This window comes from Streptomyces sp. SLBN-31 (genome assembly GCF_006715395.1).
In the GTDB taxonomy this organism is placed as follows: Bacteria; Actinomycetota; Actinomycetes; order Streptomycetales; family Streptomycetaceae; genus Streptomyces.
On sequence record NZ_VFNC01000003.1, the window covers coordinates 1,161,971 to 1,178,470 of the forward strand.

Genomic DNA, 16,500 nt, shown 5'->3' on the forward strand with positions numbered 1-16,500 from the left:
GTCGGTTGTGTAACGGACGTAGGAACGGGGTAAAGCAGCACACCAGTTGGCGGCTGTTTGGGGTGATTCGGCTCTGTGGTGGCTGTGATGTTTCGGCGCTCTACGTCAACGGCAGCCGATACAAACCACCGGGAAGGGGCTCCACGAGTCCGTCCGCGACGAGTCCGTCCAGCGCGCGCGCCCGCTGCACCGGCTCGTGCCACACCCGGTCCAGCGTCGACTGCGGGACGGGTGCGTGGGCTTCCCGGAGTACGGCGAGGAGTTTGCCGCGGACCTGGCGGTCGGTGCCGGCGTAGGTCTGGCCGCGGCGCGGGGGACCGTCGTGCTCGGGCTTGCCCGCCAGGCGCCAGGCGCACTGCGCGGCGATGGGGCAGCGGTGGCAGGACTCGTTCTTGGCGGTGCAGACGAGTGCGCCGAGTTCCATGGAGGCCGCCGCCCAGCGCGAGGCGGTGTGCTCGTCGTCGGGCAGAAGGGCGCGGGCGAGCCTGCGTTCGGCGGCGGTGGTGGCGTTCGGCGGGTACTGCACGCCGGTGACGGCCCGGGCGAAGACCCGGCGGACGTTGGTGTCGAGGACCGGGTGGCGCTGGCCGTACGCGAAGGAGGCGACCGCCGCGGCCGTGTACTCGCCGATGCCGGGCAGGGCGAGGAGCTGGGCGTGGTCGGTGGGTACGTCGCCGCCGTGGCGTTCCGCTATGGCCACCGCCGCGCCGTGCAGCCGCAGGGCGCGGCGCGGGTAGCCCAGGCGGCCCCAGGCGCGGACGGCCTCGCCCGGGGGCTCCTCGGCGAGGTCGGCGGGGCGGGGCCAGCGGGACAGCCACTGTTGGTAGACCGGCAGGACGCGGCTGACCGGGGTCTGCTGGAGCATGAACTCGCTGACCATCACGCCCCAGGGGCCGGCCTCGGGGCGGCGCCAGGGCAGGTCGCGGGCGTTCTCGGTGAACCAGTCGATGACGGGGGAGTGCAGCGCCGTGGGGGCGGCGGCCGTCTCCGGGGTGGCGATCTGCGGGACGGTCTCGGGGGTGGGGGGCTCGGCGGTGGCCGTGGAGGGGTTCGTGAGCGCAGTCATGGCTTTCCGATCCTGCCATGGCCTGTGGCGGTTTGGCCGGTGTGGCGCCAGGGGCGTGTGGTGGGTCGGGGTCGGGGTCGTGGCGGTGCGGGGAGCCCGCCGCCGACGGGGCGCCTTCCCGCTGAAGTAGTGGAACGTGCGCGGGAGGCGTGCGCGACGGGGTGCGCCCCACCGTCACGACCCGCTCCGGTGCGTGCGCGGGTGCGCCTGGTCGTCTCCTCCGGGATGATGATCCGGAAAAGTTGCGCTGCGGGCGGCGGGTACGGCAAGCGAAAGCCTCGATCTCTCGTACAGTTTGCGCCGTGGGATCTCTGCGCAATCCTGTCGGGCCGCTTCCCTCCACCATCTACTGGCGCCGGAGGGTCGTACTGCTGTCCGTACTGGCCCTGTTGGCGTTGCTGATCACGTGGATCGTGACCTCGAGCGGCGGGGGCGGCAAGAAGGACGACGGGGCGAACGGCAAGACTCCCGCGCCCACCATCAGTGCGGGACCGTCCAGTTCGGGGCCCGCGATCAGTCAAGCCCCGGGCGGGCGTGACGAGTCGAGTGGCGGTGGCTCCGGTTCGGATGCCGGGGGGACGGGCTCCGCGGGGAGTTCGGGCTCCGGCGGTGACGGAAGTGGTTCCGGCGCGGGGGCGGGCGGCTCCTCGGGCGCGGGCGGTACGAGCGGTGGGGGCGCCGGTAGTGGGGTCGGGCAGGGGGACACCGTGCCCGCCGGGTCCACGTTGCCCAACTGCACCGCCGGTGCGGTGAAGTTGAGCGTGCGGAGTCTGCACAACACCTACAGTCCCGGTGACACCGTCACGCTGCTGGTGACCGCGAAGAACTCCTCCGGCGGCGACTGCAAGGTCGATCTCGGGCCCAAGCGCGCGGTGTTGACGATCTCCAAGTCGACCGACAGTGCCGATGACTACTGGTCCTCCGCGGACTGCCCGAAGACCGCGGGCAGCCTGCTGTTCCGGGCCCCCGCCGGGTCCAGCATCACCTACACCGTGAAGTGGGACCGCAAGCCGAGCGCTCCGCAGTGCGCGACGCCTCCGGCGGGCTCGGCCGGGGCCGGGACCTACCTCGTGGAGCTGGCCGCGTCGGGGTACGGGAAGACGCAGACGTCCTTCGTGCTGGACAACGACTAGCGAAGGACCCGGTCAGACGTAGCGTTCCAGGATCGAGCTCTCGGCCAGGCGGGACAGGCCCTCGCGAACGCTCCGGGCGCGGGCCTCGCCCACGCCGTCCACCGTCTGGAGGTCGTCCACGCTCGCGGCGAGCAGCTTCTGCAGGCCGCCGAAGTGCTCCACCAGCCGGTCGATGATCGCGCCGGGGAGGCGGGGCACCTTGGCCAGGAGGCGGAAGCCGCGCGGGGAGACCGCCGAGTCCAGCGCCTCCGGGGAGCCCGTGTAGCCCATCGCCCTTGCCACCGTGGTGAGTTCGAGGAGCTCGGCGTGGGTGAGGGCGTCGAGTTCGTAGAGGGCCTCGTCTACGGTGCGGGAGCGCTTGGCGGTCGGTTCGGGGACGTAGTCGCGGACCACCAGCTCACGCTCGGGCTCGACGCCGGCGATCAACTCGTCCAGCTGGAGGGCGAGGAGACGGCCGTCGGTGCCCAGTTCGACCACGTATTCGGCGATTTCGGTGGCGATGCGGCGGACCATCTCCAGACGCTGGGCCACCGCGGAGACGTCCCGGACCGTGACGAGGTCTTCGATTTCCAGCGCGGAGAGGGTGCCGGCCACCTCGTCCAGGCGGAGCTTGTAGCGCTCCAGGGTCGCCAGGGCCTGGTTGGCGCGGGAGAGGATCGCCGCCGAGTCCTCCAGCACGCGGCGCTGGCCGTCCACGTAGAGGGCGATCAGGCGCATCGACTGGGAGACCGAGACCACCGGGAAGCCGACCTGCTTGGAGACGCGGTCCGCGGTGCGGTGACGGGTGCCCGTCTCCTCCGTGGGGATCGTCGCGTCCGGCACGAACTGGACGCCCGCCCTGAGGATCTTCGACAGGTCGGAGGAGAGCACGATGCCGCCGTCCAGCTTGCACAGCTCGCGCAGGCGCGTGGCCGTGAACTCGACGTCCAGGACGAAACCGCCCGTGGACATGGCCTCGACGGTCTTGTCGAAGCCGAGCACGATGAGTCCGCCGGTGTTGCCGCGGAGCACGCGCTCCAGCCCGTCGCGCATCGCCGTGCCGGGTGCCACGGCGCTCAGAGAGGCGCGCATCAGGCCATCGGCACCGGAACTCCCGCCGGACTTTCCGGGAGCTGCTGCCCGGTCGTTGGCTGCCACTGCACTCCTCCGGTCGCAGGTTCTGGGGCGCCCCCGTGTCGCACATTTGGTCGTACGGACGGGCGAGACCTGGGCAAAGTCTACCGGCGGTCCTCCTCCTCCCGTGGGGCCTCTCGGCGACGCGAGCGCGGAAGGACCCGCAGAGCGTCTCCTATGTCGGCGACTTCCAGGACCTTCATGCCCGGAGGGATCTTGCCGGGATCGCCCGGTACGAGCGCGTGCGTGAAGCCCAGACGGTGTGCCTCGGAGAGCCGGCGCTGGACGCCCGTGACCCGTCTGACCTCGCCCGCGAGGCCCACTTCACCGATCGCGACCAGGTTCTTCGGCAGCGGGGTGTCGCTGGCGGCGGAGGCCAGGGCGAGGGCGATGGCGAGGTCTGCGGCGGGCTCGGAGAGCTTCACGCCGCCGACGGTCGCCGAGTAGATGTCCCGCTTGCCGAGCGCGCTGATGCGGCCGCGCTGCTCCAGGACCGCCAGCATCATCGAGACGCGGGACGTCTCGAGACCGGAGGTGGTGCGGCGGGGCGAGGGGATCTGCGAGTCGACCGTGAGCGCCTGCACTTCGGCCACCAGGGGGCGGCGGCCCTCCAGGGTCACCGTCAGGCAGGTGCCGGGGACCGGTTCGTCACGTCGTGTCAGGAAAAGTCCGCTTGGGTCGGCGAGGCCTGTGATGCCCTCGTCGTGCAGTTCGAAGCAGCCGACCTCGTCGGTGGCGCCGTAGCGGTTCTTGACACCCCGGACCAGGCGGAGGCGGGCGTGGCGGTCGCCCTCGAAGGAGAGGACGACGTCCACGAGGTGTTCCAGCAGGCGGGGGCCGGCGATCGCGCCGTCCTTGGTGACATGGCCCACCAGGAGTGTGGACATGCCGCGCTCCTTCGAGGCGCGGATGAGGGCGCCCGCGACCTCGCGGACCTGCGCCATGCCGCCGGGGGCGCCGTCGATCTCGGGGGAGGCGACCGTCTGCACGGAGTCGAGGATGAGGAGGGACGGCTTGACGGCGTCCAAGTGGCCGAGAACGGCTGCCAGATCGGTCTCGGCGGCGAGGTAGAGGTGGTCGTCGATCGCCTTGATGCGGTCGGCGCGCAGCCGGACCTGGCTCGCCGACTCCTCGCCCGTGACGTAGAGGGTGCGGTGCTCGTCGCTCGCCGACTTGGCCGCCACGTCCAGCAGGAGCGTCGACTTGCCCACTCCGGGCTCGCCCGCGAGCAGGACGACGGCGCCGGGCACCAGGCCGCCGCCGAGCACGCGGTCCAGCTCCGGCACGCCGGTGGAGCGGGCGGTGGCCTGGCGGCCGTCGACCTGGCCGATGGGCACGGCGGAGGTGGTGACGCGGCCGGGTGTCGTCGTACGGACCGCGGGCGCGCCGTACTCCTCGATCGTCCCCCAGGCCTGGCACTCGGGGCAGCGACCGAGCCACTTGGCCGTCTGCCAGCCGCACTCGGTGCAGCGGTAGGAGGGCCGGTCCTTGGTGGTCCTGGTACGGGCAGCCATGCCGAGAACCGTAACCGGCGGCACTGACAACGCGTGGGGGCGCGTCCCCGGAGCACGGCCGGCGGTGCGGAAGGCGCCCCACGTGAATCGGCCACTCAGCCTCGAACCGGCCATGGAGCGAAAGGTTCCTGTACTCGATTGAGGGATCGTTTCACCCGTACGGAGTAAATGTGCTCAAGTTGGCAGAAGGGCCTGCTCTCCGGCGCCTACCTTCCACGGATGATGAGCAGCAGTCCGGAGACCTCGACCCGCATCACCGGCGCACACCGGGCGCGCCGAGAGGCGCGTGACCGCGCCGCCGCGCGTACCTTGGCGCAGCGACCGCCCGCGCGCTACGAGCCGCATCTGGACGGGCTGTTCACCTATTGCCTGTCCGTCCTGTGCGACCACGACAGCGCCACCGAGGCCCTCGGCGACGTCCTCGCGCTCGCCGAGAAGCGCCGCGGCCCGGAGGCGGCCGGTGACCGCCGGGCCTGGCTGTACGCCCTGGCCCGCTGGGCGTGCCTGCGCAAGCTCGCCGAGGCCAGGCAGAAACGTCAGGGCACGCACGCGGCGGGCAGACACGGCGGCGAGAAGGCACCCCCGGGGCCGCCCGTCTCCGAGGAGGTCCAGGAGCAGCGTCGGAGCCAACTCGCCCAGCTCGCCTGGCCGGAGGCGGCCGGCACCACCCCGGAGCAGCGCGAGGCCCTCGAACTCGCCGTGCGCCACCACCTCGCCGCCCACGAGGTCGCCGCCGTCCTCGGCCAGGACCTCGCCGCCGCCCGTGAACTGCTCGCCTCCGCCGCCTGTGAGGTGGAGCGCACGCGCGCGGCCCTCGCGGTCGTGGAGACCGGCGGCTGCCCGGCCGTCGCCCGGCTCGCCGGCGACCACCAGCTGGTGCTCAGCTCGGCGGTGCGCAAGGAACTCGTCCGGCACGTCGACGACTGCCCGGTCTGCCGGCGCGCCGCCGAGCGCGCGATCCCGGGGCGGTGGCCCGGCGCGACGGTCACCCCGGCCGAACTGCCGGTGCTGGAGGCGCCCCGCGCGGCCCTGCACGTCGCGCTGGCGCATCACGCACGCACGCGTGGCGCGACTGTGCCCCGGTTCGACCGGCGCGGCTTCCCCATGGGCCCCAAGGACCGGGCCGCCCGCCGCGACCGGCTGCGGGCGCGTGCCGTGACGACGACGGTCGTGGCCACCGTCGTGGCGGCCCCGGTGCTGGCGCTGTGGGCCGCCTACCGGGCCGCCCCGGCCGGGGAGGGCGCGGACGGCCGTTCCGCCAGCGCCAGCGAGGCGCACGGTGTCGACACCCTCGACGGCGAGGCGGCCGGCGGCTACGAGAACGCCGGGAACGCCAGCGCCAAGCCCGACGGACGCTTCGGCAAGGGCGCCGGGACGGACGTCTCCGTCGAGGTCATCGGGGTCGCCGGTGCAGGGGGGAAGGGCGCGGGCGATCTGCGCGTGTCGGCCGGCAACAGCGGCGACACCACCCTCGTCACCCTCACCGCGATCGGTTCCGCGCCGGTGAGCTGGTCCGCGACCACCGGCGCCTCCTGGCTCTACTTCAGCAAGTCCTCGGGAACCCTCGCACCGGGCGAGACGTTCACGATCAAGGTGTACGTCGACCATCTGCGCGAGCCTTCCGGCCACTGGAGCGCACGGGTGGCGATCGCACCGGCCGGCGCCGTCGTCACCATCGACGGCTACGGCACCGCGCCCAGCCCCTCGGACCCGACCGGCCCCGGCCCCACCGCCCCGGCCGACCCGCCGCCCCCGTCCGACCCGGACCCGACGAGCTCGGCACCGTCGACCCCGACCGACCCGCCGTCGTCCCCCGACCCCACCCCCACCGACTCCGCCCCCTCCGACCCGGCGGGCTCGACACCACCCCCGGGCGACAGCAGCACCCCGAGCCCGTCGACGTAGCAGCCCGCGGTGGCCACCCGGCGAGACAACCGACGACCGTCGCCGCCCGCGGTGGCCCTCCGGCGCAGCCTTCCGCCATTGCCGTCGTCCGCGGTGGCGGCCCGGGGGGACCGTGCATGCGTCGCGGTTTCCTGCCGTGGCCGTCCCGCTGGTCATCCTGCCGTCGCCGCCGCGCGCGGTGGCCGGCCGGCGCAGCCTCTCGCCCTTGCCGTCGCCCGAGGCGGCCGCCTGGCCAATCGCGCATGCGTCGCCGTCGCCCCCGGCGGCTGCCCGGCGGGCTGTGCCGCTGGCGCCCGCCGTCGCCCCGACCCGCCGGACGGGCTTCTCACCCTGCCGGCCCGTTGGCCTGGCGTGTCCAGCGGACTTCTCAGCCCGCCGGTCCGTCCGATCGGCCCGCGGATCCGGCTTTTCAGCCCGCGGGTCCGTCCGACCGGCCTGCCGATCCGGCTTCTCAGCCCGCCGGTCCGTCCGACCGGCCCGCCGATCCGGCTTCTCAGCTCGTCGGGTCGGCCGGGTGTGGAGCCAGCAACGGGAGCTGGGCGGCCAGTCGCTGCTCGCAGAGTTCCGCGAGGCGGTCGTAGCCGGCCTTGCCCATCAGCTCGGTCAGCTCCGCCCGGTAGGACACGTACACGGGCTCGCCCGCGCCGTGCGCCGAGGTCGCCGACGTGCACCACCAGTGCAGGTCGTGACCGCCGGGACCCCAGCCCCGGCGGTCGTACTCACCGATGGAGACCTGCAGGACCCGGGTGTCGTCGGGGCGGTCGATCCAGTCGTAGGTGCGCCGGACCGGAAGCTGCCAGCAGACGTCCGGCTTGGTCTCCAGCGGCTCGCGGCCCTCCCGCAGCGCCAGGATGTGCAGCGAGCAGCCCGCGCCGCCCGCGAACCCGGGCCGGTTCTGGAAGATGCAGGAGCCCTGGTACGGGCGGGTCTGGCGGTCGCCGTCCTCGTCCTCGGAGACCCAGCCGTGCGCCGTGCCCTCGGCGTGGTGCTGCCAGATGTCCGGTGTGAGCCTCGCCACGTGCTCGGCGACGCGCTTCTCGTCGTCCTCGTCGGAGAAGTGGGCGCCCAGCGTGCAGCAGCCGTCGTCGGCGCGGCCCGCCTGGATGCCCTGGCAGCCGCTGCCGAAGATGCAGTTCCAACGAGAGGTCAGCCATGTCAGATCGCACCGGAAGACCTGTTCGTCGTCCGCCGGATCAGGGAACTCCACCCACGCGCGCGCGAAGTCGAGGCCCTTCTCGTCGGCCTCCCGGGCCTTCTTCGACATCCTCACCTGCTTCGGAGTCTTCGACGGCTTCTGTGACTTCGCCCGCAAAGGACCCTCGGCGGCTGTGGCTGCCGCCGCCGACTTGTCGTCCTTTGCCTTTTTCGTCTTTGGCACAGGACCAGCCTAAGGCTCCCCCGACCCCACCGAGGACGGAGTACGGGCCAGCGGGCAGTAGCGTTCCGTACATGAGACTCGGTGTCCTCGACGTGGGTTCGAACACGGTGCATCTACTGGTGGTGGATGCACACCCCGGCGCGTGCCCGCTGCCCGCGCACTCGCACAAGGCGGAGCTGCGCCTCGCCCAACTCCTCGACGACAGCGGAGCGATCGGCCCCGAGGGCGTCGAGAAGCTGGTCGCCGTGATCCACGAGTGCCTGCAGGCCGCCGAGGACAAGGGCGTCGAGGACCTGCTCCCCTTCGCCACCTCCGCCGTCCGCGAGGCCGGCAACGCCGACGACGTCCTCGCGCGCGTGAAGGACGAGACCGGCGTCGAGCTGCAGGTTCTCACCGGCGCGGAGGAGGCCCGGCTCACCTTCCTCGCCGTCCGCCGCTGGTTCGGCTGGTCCGCGGGCAAGCTGCTCGTCCTCGACATCGGCGGCGGCTCCCTGGAGATCGCCTACGGCATGGACGAGGAACCGGACGCCGCCGTCTCCCTCCCCCTGGGCGCCGGCCGCCTCACCGCGGCCTGGCTGCCCGGCGACCCGCCCGGCCCGGAGCCGATAAGGGCCCTGCGCCGCCATGTGCGCGCCCAGATCGCCCGGACCGTCGGCGAGTTCAGCCGCTTCGGCACCCCCGACCACGTCGTGGGGACGTCGAAGACCTTCAAGCAGCTCGCCCGGCTCGCGGGCGCGGCCAGGTCGACGGAGGGTCTGTACGTCCAGCGTGAGCTCAAGCGGGAGTCCCTGGAGGCCTGGGTCCCGAAACTGGCGGAAATGACGACGGCCCGGCGGGCCGAACTCCCCGGCGTCTCGGAGGGCCGGGCGGGGCAGTTGCTGGCGGGCGCCCTGGTCGCCGAGGGTGCGATGGACCTGTTCGGCGTGGACAGCCTGGAGATCTGCCCCTGGGCGCTGCGCGAGGGCGTGATCCTGCGCCGACTCGATCACATGGGGTCGGCGTAGCGACCCGGGGCGCGGGGAACGGCGCGACACGCCACAAAACACCCGCACGCGCCCGTGGTGAATCCCACAACGGCGAATAGGGGCCCCGCACCCGGCCCACCGCACCCCGTAATCTGTCGGCATGGCGGAGCCAGTGTGCATCCCGGATGCGAAGGTCGCGCTGTCCACGGCCTCCGTGTACCCGGAGTCCACGGCGACGGCCTTCGAGATCGCCGCGCGCCTCGGGTACGACGGTGTCGAGGTCATGGTCTGGACCGACCCGGTCAGCCAGGACATGGAGGCGCTGCGCAGACTCAGCGACTACCACCAGATCCCGATCCTGGCGGTGCACGCCCCCTGTCTGCTCATCACACAGCGCGTCTGGTCCACCGACCCCTGGGTCAAGCTCCAGCGCGCCCAGGCGGCGGCGGAGAAGCTCGGCGCGAGCACGGTCGTCGTCCACCCGCCCTTCCGCTGGCAGCGCCAGTACGCCCGTGACTTCGTCACCGGGATCTGGCGCATGGCGAACGAGACGGACGTGCGGTTCGCCGTCGAGAACATGTACCCCTGGCGCTACCGCGACCGCGAGATGCTGGCGTACGCCCCCGACTGGGACGTGACCAAGGAGGACTACCGCCACTTCACGATCGACCTCAGCCACAGCGCGACGGCCCGTTCCGACGCGCTGCAGATGGTCGACCGGATGGGCGACCGCCTCGGCCATGTGCACCTGGCGGACGGCAAGGGCTCGGCCAAGGACGAGCACCTCGTGCCCGGCCGCGGCTCCCAGCCCTGCGCCGAGCTGCTGGAACGTCTCGCCCGGACGGGCTTCGACGGCCATGTCGTCATCGAGGTCAACACCCGCCGTGCGATGTCCGGCGCCGAACGCGAGGCCGACCTGGCGGAGGCCCTGGCCTTCACACGCCTGCACCTCGCGTCCGCGGTGCGGGTGCCCCGGCCGTGACCGGGCCCGAGGTCACCTCCCGGCGCCGGGGCCGGCGTACCCGTACGGAGTCCGCCGGCACCCGCGACCGCATCCTGACCGTGGCCCGCCAGGAGTTCTCCGAACGCGGATACGACAAGACGTCCGTACGGGGCATCGCGAAGGCGGCCGGTGTGGACTCGGCGCTGGTGCACCACTACTTCGGCACCAAGGAACAGATCTTCGCGGCGGCCATCGAGGTCGCCTTCGCACCCGCGCTGAACGCGCCGGAGGCGGTTGCCGACGGTCCGCTGGACGGCGTCGGCGAGCGTCTGACCCGCTTCATCTTCGGCGTCTGGGAGAACCCCGCCACCCGTACGCCCCTGCTGGCGATCCTGCGTTCCGCCGTCAACAACGAGACCGCCGCCACCGTCTTCCGCCGTCTGATCTCCTCCCAGCTGATGCGCCGCGTAGCCGCCCAGCTGGACGCGCCGGACGCGGAGCTGCGCGCCGAGCTGGCGGCCGCGCAGCTGGTGGGGTGCGCCATGATGCGGTACGTGATCAAGCTGGAGCCGCTGGCCTCGGCGGACGTCGAGCAGATCATCGCGCGGGTGGCGCCGGTGGTGCAGGGGCACCTCACCGGGCGCTGAGCCCCACCGGCTGCTGAACCCCTACGACGACGGCAGGGCCGTACGAGACGATCGTCCCGCATTCCGGACACCGCGTCCCGACCCCTGGATGACCGGCGTAGGCTCGGTAGCAGCCCTACCTGTCTGAAGGAGCGAGCGACGATGCCCGAGCTGAGGTCCCGCACAGTCACCCACGGCCGCAACATGGCGGGCGCCCGCGCCCTTATGCGCGCCTCCGGTGTACCCGGTGCGGACATCGGCCGCAAGCCGATCATCGCCGTCGCCAACTCCTTCACCGAGTTCGTCCCCGGCCACACCCATCTGCAGCCGGTCGGACGGATCGTCAGCGAGGCGATCGTCGAGGCGGGCGGCATCCCGCGCGAGTTCAACACCATCGCCGTCGACGACGGCATCGCGATGGGCCACGGCGGCATGCTGTACTCGCTGCCCTCCCGGGACCTGATCGCGGACTCCGTCGAGTACATGGTCGAGGCGCACTGCGCCGACGCCCTGGTCTGCATCTCCAACTGCGACAAGATCACGCCTGGCATGCTGAACGCGGCCCTGCGCCTGAACATCCCGACGGTGTTCGTCTCCGGCGGCCCCATGGAGTCCGGTCGCGCGACCCTCGTCGACGGCACGGTCCGCACCCTCGACCTGGTCGACGCGATCTCCGACGCCGTGAACGACAAGATCTCGGACGAGGACATCCTCCGTATCGAGGAGAACGCCTGTCCGACCTGCGGCAGCTGTTCCGGCATGTTCACCGCCAACTCGATGAACTGCCTGACGGAGGCCATCGGCCTCTCCCTGCCCGGCAACGGCTCGGTCCTCGCCACCCACACCGCGCGCAAGCAGCTCTACGTCGCCGCCGCGCGGACGGTCATGGACATCACCCGCCGCTACTACGAGCAGGACGACGACACGGTCCTGCCCCGCTCGATCGCGACCTTCTCCGCCTTCGAGAACGCGATGGCGCTGGACATCGCCATGGGCGGCTCGACCAACACCATCCTGCACCTGCTGGCCGCGGCCCAGGAGGCGGGCGTCCCGTTCGGCCTGGAGGAGATCAACGAGGTCTCGCGCCGCGTGCCGTGCCTCGCCAAGGTCGCCCCGAACGTCGCGAAGAACCGCACGTACTACATGGAGGACGTGCACCGCGCGGGCGGCATCCCGGCCCTGCTCGGCGAACTGCACCGCGCCGGCCTGCTCAACGAGGACGTCCACTCGGTCCACAGCCCCTCCCTCGCGGACTGGCTGAAGACCTGGGACGTGCGCGGCGGCTCCCCCTCGCCCGAGGCGGTGGAACTGTGGCACGCGGCCCCGGGCTGTGTCCGCTCCGCCGAGGCCTTCTCCCAGTCCGAGCGCTGGGAGGCCCTCGACGAGGACGCGGCGGAGGGCTGCATCCGCTCCGTCGAGCACGCCTACTCCAAGGACGGCGGCCTCGCGGTCCTCAAGGGCAACCTCGCGGTGGACGGCTGCGTGGTCAAGACGGCCGGCGTCGACGAGTCGATCTGGACCTTCGAGGGCCCGGCGGTCGTCTGCGAGTCGCAGGAGGAAGCCGTCGAGAAGATCCTCAACAAGCAGGTCACGCACGGCGACGTGGTCGTCATCCGCTACGAGGGCCCCAAGGGCGGCCCCGGCATGCAGGAGATGCTCTACCCGACGTCGTTCCTCAAGGGCCGCGGCCTCGGCAAGACCTGCGCGCTGATCACCGACGGCCGTTTCTCGGGCGGCACGTCGGGCCTGTCCATCGGCCACGCCTCCCCGGAGGCCGCGTCCGGCGGCACGATCGCGCTCGTCGAGGACGGCGACCGCATCCGCATCGACATCCCGAACCGCACGATCGAGCTCCTCGTCGACGAGGCCGAACTCGCGCGCCGGGAAGCGGCCCTGGGCGGCACGTACGCGCCCAAGTCGCGCGAGCGCAAGGTGTCGGCGGCGCTGCGCGCCTACGCGGCGATGGCGACCAGCGCGGACAAGGGCGCGGTCCGGGACGTGTCGAAGCTGGGCTGACGACATCCCGAGCACGGGGCCGCCTCCTTCACGGGGGCGGCCCCTTCGCATTCCGGCGCGACCGGGCTACCAGGCGGCGGGGTTACGGGAGTCGACGGAGAAGACGGTGCCGTCGGGGGCGGAGGCGTAGATGTGGGGGGTGGAGAGCTGGGGGGCGGGAAGAGCGGCCACCACCTCGTCCGTGCCCAGTCGTGACGGCGTCTGCCCGACGAGCCTGCCGTGGGCGACGTCGATGGACAGCAGCCGCCCGTCAGCGGCCGTCAGATACACGTGGCCGCCGTCCACGACCGGCGACGAGCCGCGGCTGACGGAGGTTTCCAGGGACCACAGCCGCCGCCCCGCCGCCGTGTCGACGGCGACGAGCGAACCGCCCGTGCCGATCAGGAAGACGAGGTTCCCTCGCACTCCCGCGTGCGCCTGCGTGAGCGGAACCCGCAAGGAAACGCGACGGACCGCCTTCGAAGCCGGGTCGTAACGGACCACCGCGTCGGTCACTCCCTGGGCGTCGTCGCCGGAGACGAAGAAGACCCTGCCCTTCGAGACGCCGACGGGAGACAGGGCACCGCTGAGCCGGGCGTCCCACCGCGCCTCTCCCGTGCCCGGGTCCAGGGCGACGACCCGGGTGTGCGAGCCGTCGTATGACGTGCTCGTGGCCAGAACCCAAGGACTGCCGGCGAACGAGTCCAGGGACGTCTCCCGCAGCCCCGCTGCCGACCGTTTCCACTTCGTCGCGCCCGAGGAGCTGTCCACACCGGTGAACTTGCCGTCGGCGCCGACGAGTACGAGCATCCCGCCCGCGTATCCGAAGCTGCGGTAGGCGGCCAGGTCCAGCGTCCACCGCGGCTCGCCCGTCGAGGGATCCAACGCCTCCAGACGCCTGCCCTGCCGGGTGACGACGTGGGCCAGCCCGCCCGAGAACACCGGCGCCTCGTCGGCTGCCTGGCCCTTTGCGATGGGATGCCGCCACAACACCCTGCCGTCGGCCGGGTCGAGGGCGCTGGCCAGCCCCGACTGGACACACAGGAGTTCGTGGTCCCCGTACGAGCACTTGGGCATGCCGTTCGTCGCGCCTGCCGGCTTCACCGCCCAGGGCTTGAACGCGCCCAACGCGGACGACGAGACCGAACTCCCCGTCCGCGGCGCCGCCTCGCCCTCCGGAAGCAGCTTCACGGCGGCCAGCCCTGCCGCCGCCAGGAGCACCCCGGCGAGTGCCGCCAGAGCCGCCCGTCTGCCGACGCGTCTCGGGCGGGGCCGCGCCGGCGGCTCCTCGGGGGCCCTGTCCGGCTCGGTCGGCTCCAGCGACCGCTGTGCCGGTATGAACGCCTGGGTGTCGTACGAGGCCGCCACCGAGCGCAGTTCCCGCATCAATTCGTCGGGTGTGGGCCGGTCCTCGGGTTCCTTGGCGAGGCACCGCAGCACCAGGGGCGCGAGATTCGCCGGGACGCCGGCCAGGTCCGGCTCGTCGTGCACCACCTGGTAGGCGACGATGTACGGGCTGTCGGAGTCGAACGGCCCGCGCCCCGTCGCCGCGTGCACCATCACCGACCCCAGCGCGAAGACGTCCGCCGCCGGCCCCACCTCCCGCGGACGCCGGAACTGCTCGGGCGCCATGAACGGCGGCGTCCCGATCAACTTCCCTGTCTCGGTCCGCAGTTCGCTGTCCTTTGGCCGAGAAATGCCGAAGTCGATGACCTTCGGCCCGTCGTCGGCGAGCAGCACGTTGCTCGGCTTCAGGTCCCGGTGCACGACGCCCACCCGGTGGATGTCCCGCAGGGCCTCGGCCAGCCCCGCCATCAGCCGGCGCAACTGAGCGGCGTCCATCGGCCCGTTCCGCTTCACATGATCGGAGAGCGTGGACCCGGGGATGAACAGGGTGGCCATCCAGGGCCGTTCGGCCTCCGGATCGGCGTCGACCACAGGTGCGGTGAAGGCCCCGCTGACTCGCCGAGCCGCGGCCACCTCCTGCCGGAAACGCCCCCTGAACTCGGGGTCCTTGGCGAACTCGGCGTGGACGACCTTCACCGCCAGCTTCATGCCGGAAGTGCTCCGCGCCAGGTGCACCACACCCATGCCGCCCGAGCCGAGGCAGGACTCCAGGCGGTAGTGACCGGCGTATTCGGGAAGTTCCGCTTCCGCGCCCGCTCCGGTGTTGTGCTGTGGCGCCATGGAACCACCCCCGTGCTGTACGTCCGCGCGCGCGACGCACGGAGCCTAGTCGATGGCTCGTACGAGACAGAGGCGGCGTGCTAGCTTCCGCGTGCGATTCGCGTACGTGTGTTTCATGGCGCGATTCAGGGGAATCAATGGGGCCCCATGGATGTCATGGGGAGCAACGGGGGAGGTTTTTCATGTCTGTTGACCACGTGGAAGAGATCGAGGGCGGCAACGAGAAGGCGGCCGTCACGGCAGCCACGACCGTCCGCTACTACTCGGTGGCCCCGGGCGTCCGTCTCAACGTCCGCAGTGGACCCGGCACCGGTTACTCCATCGTCCGCGTCCTGCCCGAGGGCGCATCGGTACCGATCTTCTGCCAGCGCCCCGGCACCAGCGTCGCGGGCTACTACGGCACCTCGAGCATCTGGGACAACATCGACAGCGGCGAGTACGTCTCCGACGCGTACGTGAACACCGGCACCGACGGTTACGTGGCGCCTCGCTGCTCCTGATCCGAACGAAGCAGGAGGAGAACTCATGGCGTCCAGGAGACGCAGATCCGTCGTGCTCGCGGGCATGACGGGCGCCCTTCTCACGGTGATGGGCACGGCGACCAGCGCCTCGGCCGCGACCACCTACCCGATCGCCCCGGGCCTCAAGTTGAACGTCCGCAGTGGCCCCGGCACCAGCTATCCCATCGTCAGGGTCCTGCCCGAAGGGTCCTACGTCGCCATCCTCTGTCAGAGCCCGGGCACCACAGTCTCGGGGTACTACGGCACCTCGAACATCTGGGACTGCATCGGCAGTGACGAGTTCATCTCGGACACCTACGTGAAGACCGGCAGCGACGGTTACATCCGCCCCCGCTGCGGTTCCTAGAGCCCCGCCGGAGCCCGCCCCCACCCCACCGCCATAATCGTCCCGTGAGCGACGAACCCGGCACCCAGGACAAGGCGGGCTCCACCGGAGGCCCTCGGCCCGAGCCCCTGCGCTTCTTCGGCACCACCTGGGTGGAGCACGACAACGGCTACGCCCTGCGCCGCGCCGCCGTGGCCGTCGGCTCGCTCGTCGCCGCCGTCGCCTCCTGCCTGGTGCTGCGCTTCGCCTACGAGGGCCTGCGGATCGCCGACACCGGCGCCTTCGTGGCCGTCCTGGTCGTCGTGATGTTCGCCGTGTGCAGCGCGCTGGCCTTCCGCAACACCTGGGACTCCTTCTCCCGGCGCCCCGACCCCGACCGCCAGGCCTCCCTGCGCGGCCTGCTGGCGATCGGCTTCGTCGGCTCGCTCCTCGCCTACTTCTTCCGCTCCCTCACCGAGGCCCCCGGCGAGAAACTCCACCGGCAGGAGTACGAGGCGGCACGCGAGCGGCACGACAAGCGCGGCACCCGCCGCACCGGCAACCCGTCCAAGAGGCGCCGCCGCTCCTGACGGCCCCGGCCGCCGCAAGCCCCGGCTGGCGAAAGCCCCGGCCACCGCAAGCGCCGGCCGCAGCAAGGCCCGTGCACCGAAGGCCCGTGCACCGAAGCCCCGTGCACCGAAGCCCCGTGCACCGAAGCCCCGTGCACCGAAGCCCCGTGCACCGAAGCCCCGTGCACCGAAGGCCCGTGCACCGAAGCCCCGTACGCCGATGGCCCGCATAGGGAAGCCCGTAAGCCCGTAAGCCCGTAAGCCCGAAGGCCCGAAGATCC

General features: G+C 72.0%; 14 protein-coding genes. 9 read left to right on the forward strand and 5 right to left on the reverse strand.

The features are described from left to right. Positions 1–100: 100 nt before the first annotated feature. Positions 101–1,066, reverse strand: coding sequence for an A/G-specific adenine glycosylase (locus tag FBY22_RS43000; protein ID WP_260845397.1), 966 nt, complete (start codon positions 1,064–1,066; stop codon positions 101–103). A 302-nt stretch (positions 1,067–1,368) separates the two neighbouring features. Here FBY22_RS43000 and FBY22_RS43005 point away from each other — a divergent pair, with 302 nt between their 5' ends. After that, positions 1,369–2,199 carry a hypothetical protein gene (locus tag FBY22_RS43005; protein WP_142154276.1) on the forward strand — a complete coding sequence of 277 codons (831 nt, stop codon included), beginning with the start codon at positions 1,369–1,371 and terminating at the stop codon, positions 2,197–2,199. 12 nt (positions 2,200–2,211) lie between these two features. Here the strand turns inward: FBY22_RS43005 and disA are convergent, their stop codons facing one another. After that, positions 2,212–3,336 (reverse strand): DNA integrity scanning diadenylate cyclase DisA, encoded by a 1,125-nt coding sequence (disA, locus tag FBY22_RS43010; protein WP_142154278.1) that lies wholly within the window; start codon positions 3,334–3,336, stop codon positions 2,212–2,214. An 80-nt stretch (positions 3,337–3,416) separates the two neighbouring features. Then, positions 3,417–4,826 (reverse strand): DNA repair protein RadA, encoded by a 1,410-nt coding sequence (gene radA / locus FBY22_RS43015; RefSeq protein ID WP_142154280.1) that lies wholly within the window; start codon positions 4,824–4,826, stop codon positions 3,417–3,419. 219 nt (positions 4,827–5,045) lie between these two features. Between radA and FBY22_RS43020 the strand changes: the two genes are divergently transcribed. Further along, on the forward strand, positions 5,046–6,731 hold the full coding sequence (locus tag FBY22_RS43020) for a BACON domain-containing protein (RefSeq protein WP_142154282.1): 1,686 nt from the start codon (positions 5,046–5,048) through the stop codon (positions 6,729–6,731). A gap of 493 nt (positions 6,732–7,224) precedes the next feature. On the opposite strand, the gene FBY22_RS43025 is transcribed toward FBY22_RS43020, so the two are convergent. Then, entirely contained in the window at positions 7,225–8,109 is an 885-nt protein-coding gene (locus FBY22_RS43025) for a hypothetical protein (protein WP_142154284.1), read from the reverse strand. 71 nt (positions 8,110–8,180) lie between these two features. Here FBY22_RS43025 and FBY22_RS43030 point away from each other — a divergent pair, with 71 nt between their 5' ends. The 4 genes from FBY22_RS43030 to ilvD all read left to right on the forward strand — a co-directional run bounded on the left by FBY22_RS43030 (position 8,181) and on the right by ilvD (position 12,659). After that, positions 8,181–9,113: a Ppx/GppA phosphatase family protein gene (locus tag FBY22_RS43030; RefSeq protein WP_142154286.1), complete on the forward strand. Its 933-nt coding sequence runs from the start codon at positions 8,181–8,183 to the stop codon at positions 9,111–9,113. A 121-nt stretch (positions 9,114–9,234) separates the two neighbouring features. After that, a complete protein-coding gene (locus tag FBY22_RS43035) occupies positions 9,235–10,056 on the forward strand; it encodes a sugar phosphate isomerase/epimerase (RefSeq protein ID WP_142154288.1) in 822 nt (273 codons plus the stop codon). After that, positions 10,053–10,664 carry a TetR/AcrR family transcriptional regulator gene (locus FBY22_RS43040; protein ID WP_142154290.1) on the forward strand — a complete coding sequence of 204 codons (612 nt, stop codon included), beginning with the start codon at positions 10,053–10,055 and terminating at the stop codon, positions 10,662–10,664. The genes FBY22_RS43035 and FBY22_RS43040 overlap by 4 nt, the downstream gene beginning before the upstream one ends. A 141-nt stretch (positions 10,665–10,805) precedes the next feature. Then, on the forward strand, positions 10,806–12,659 hold the full coding sequence (ilvD, locus tag FBY22_RS43045) for a dihydroxy-acid dehydratase (RefSeq protein WP_142154292.1): 1,854 nt from the start codon (positions 10,806–10,808) through the stop codon (positions 12,657–12,659). 66 nt (positions 12,660–12,725) lie between these two features. Here ilvD and FBY22_RS43050 read toward each other — a convergent pair whose 3' ends face one another. Continuing rightward, complete coding sequence (locus FBY22_RS43050) at positions 12,726–14,825, reverse strand: serine/threonine-protein kinase (protein WP_142154294.1); 2,100 nt, start codon at positions 14,823–14,825, stop codon at positions 12,726–12,728. 182 nt (positions 14,826–15,007) lie between these two features. Between FBY22_RS43050 and FBY22_RS43055 the strand changes: the two genes are divergently transcribed. Genes FBY22_RS43055 through FBY22_RS43065 form a run of 3 tightly spaced genes read left to right on the forward strand, consistent with a single transcriptional unit; the run spans position 15,008 to position 16,240 of the window. Next, on the forward strand, positions 15,008–15,325 hold the full coding sequence (locus FBY22_RS43055) for an SH3 domain-containing protein (RefSeq protein ID WP_142154296.1): 318 nt from the start codon (positions 15,008–15,010) through the stop codon (positions 15,323–15,325). Positions 15,326–15,350: 25 nt separating this feature from the next. Further along, a complete protein-coding gene (locus FBY22_RS43060) occupies positions 15,351–15,692 on the forward strand; it encodes an SH3 domain-containing protein (RefSeq protein ID WP_142154298.1) in 342 nt (113 codons plus the stop codon). A 44-nt stretch (positions 15,693–15,736) separates the two neighbouring features. After that, positions 15,737–16,240, forward strand: a complete 504-nt coding sequence (locus FBY22_RS43065; RefSeq protein WP_142154300.1) for an EamA/RhaT family transporter — start codon at positions 15,737–15,739, stop codon at positions 16,238–16,240. Positions 16,241–16,500: the final 260 nt, after the last annotated feature.

Bases quoted from the DNA above. Each gene is read 5' to 3' on its own strand.
- FBY22_RS43000 (WP_260845397.1), bottom strand. From the start codon at position 1,066: ATGACTGCGCTCACGAACCCCTCCACGGCCACCGCCGAGCCCCCCACC.
- radA (WP_142154280.1), bottom strand. From the start codon at position 4,826: ATGGCTGCCCGTACCAGGACCACCAAGGACCGGCCCTCCTACCGCTGC.
- FBY22_RS43020 (WP_142154282.1), top strand. From the start codon at position 5,046: ATGATGAGCAGCAGTCCGGAGACCTCGACCCGCATCACCGGCGCACAC.
- FBY22_RS43030 (WP_142154286.1), top strand. From the start codon at position 8,181: ATGAGACTCGGTGTCCTCGACGTGGGTTCGAACACGGTGCATCTACTG.
- FBY22_RS43035 (WP_142154288.1), top strand. From the start codon at position 9,235: ATGGCGGAGCCAGTGTGCATCCCGGATGCGAAGGTCGCGCTGTCCACG.
- ilvD (WP_142154292.1), top strand. From the start codon at position 10,806: ATGCCCGAGCTGAGGTCCCGCACAGTCACCCACGGCCGCAACATGGCG.
- FBY22_RS43050 (WP_142154294.1), bottom strand. From the start codon at position 14,825: ATGGCGCCACAGCACAACACCGGAGCGGGCGCGGAAGCGGAACTTCCC.
- FBY22_RS43055 (WP_142154296.1), top strand. From the start codon at position 15,008: ATGTCTGTTGACCACGTGGAAGAGATCGAGGGCGGCAACGAGAAGGCG.
- FBY22_RS43060 (WP_142154298.1), top strand. From the start codon at position 15,351: ATGGCGTCCAGGAGACGCAGATCCGTCGTGCTCGCGGGCATGACGGGC.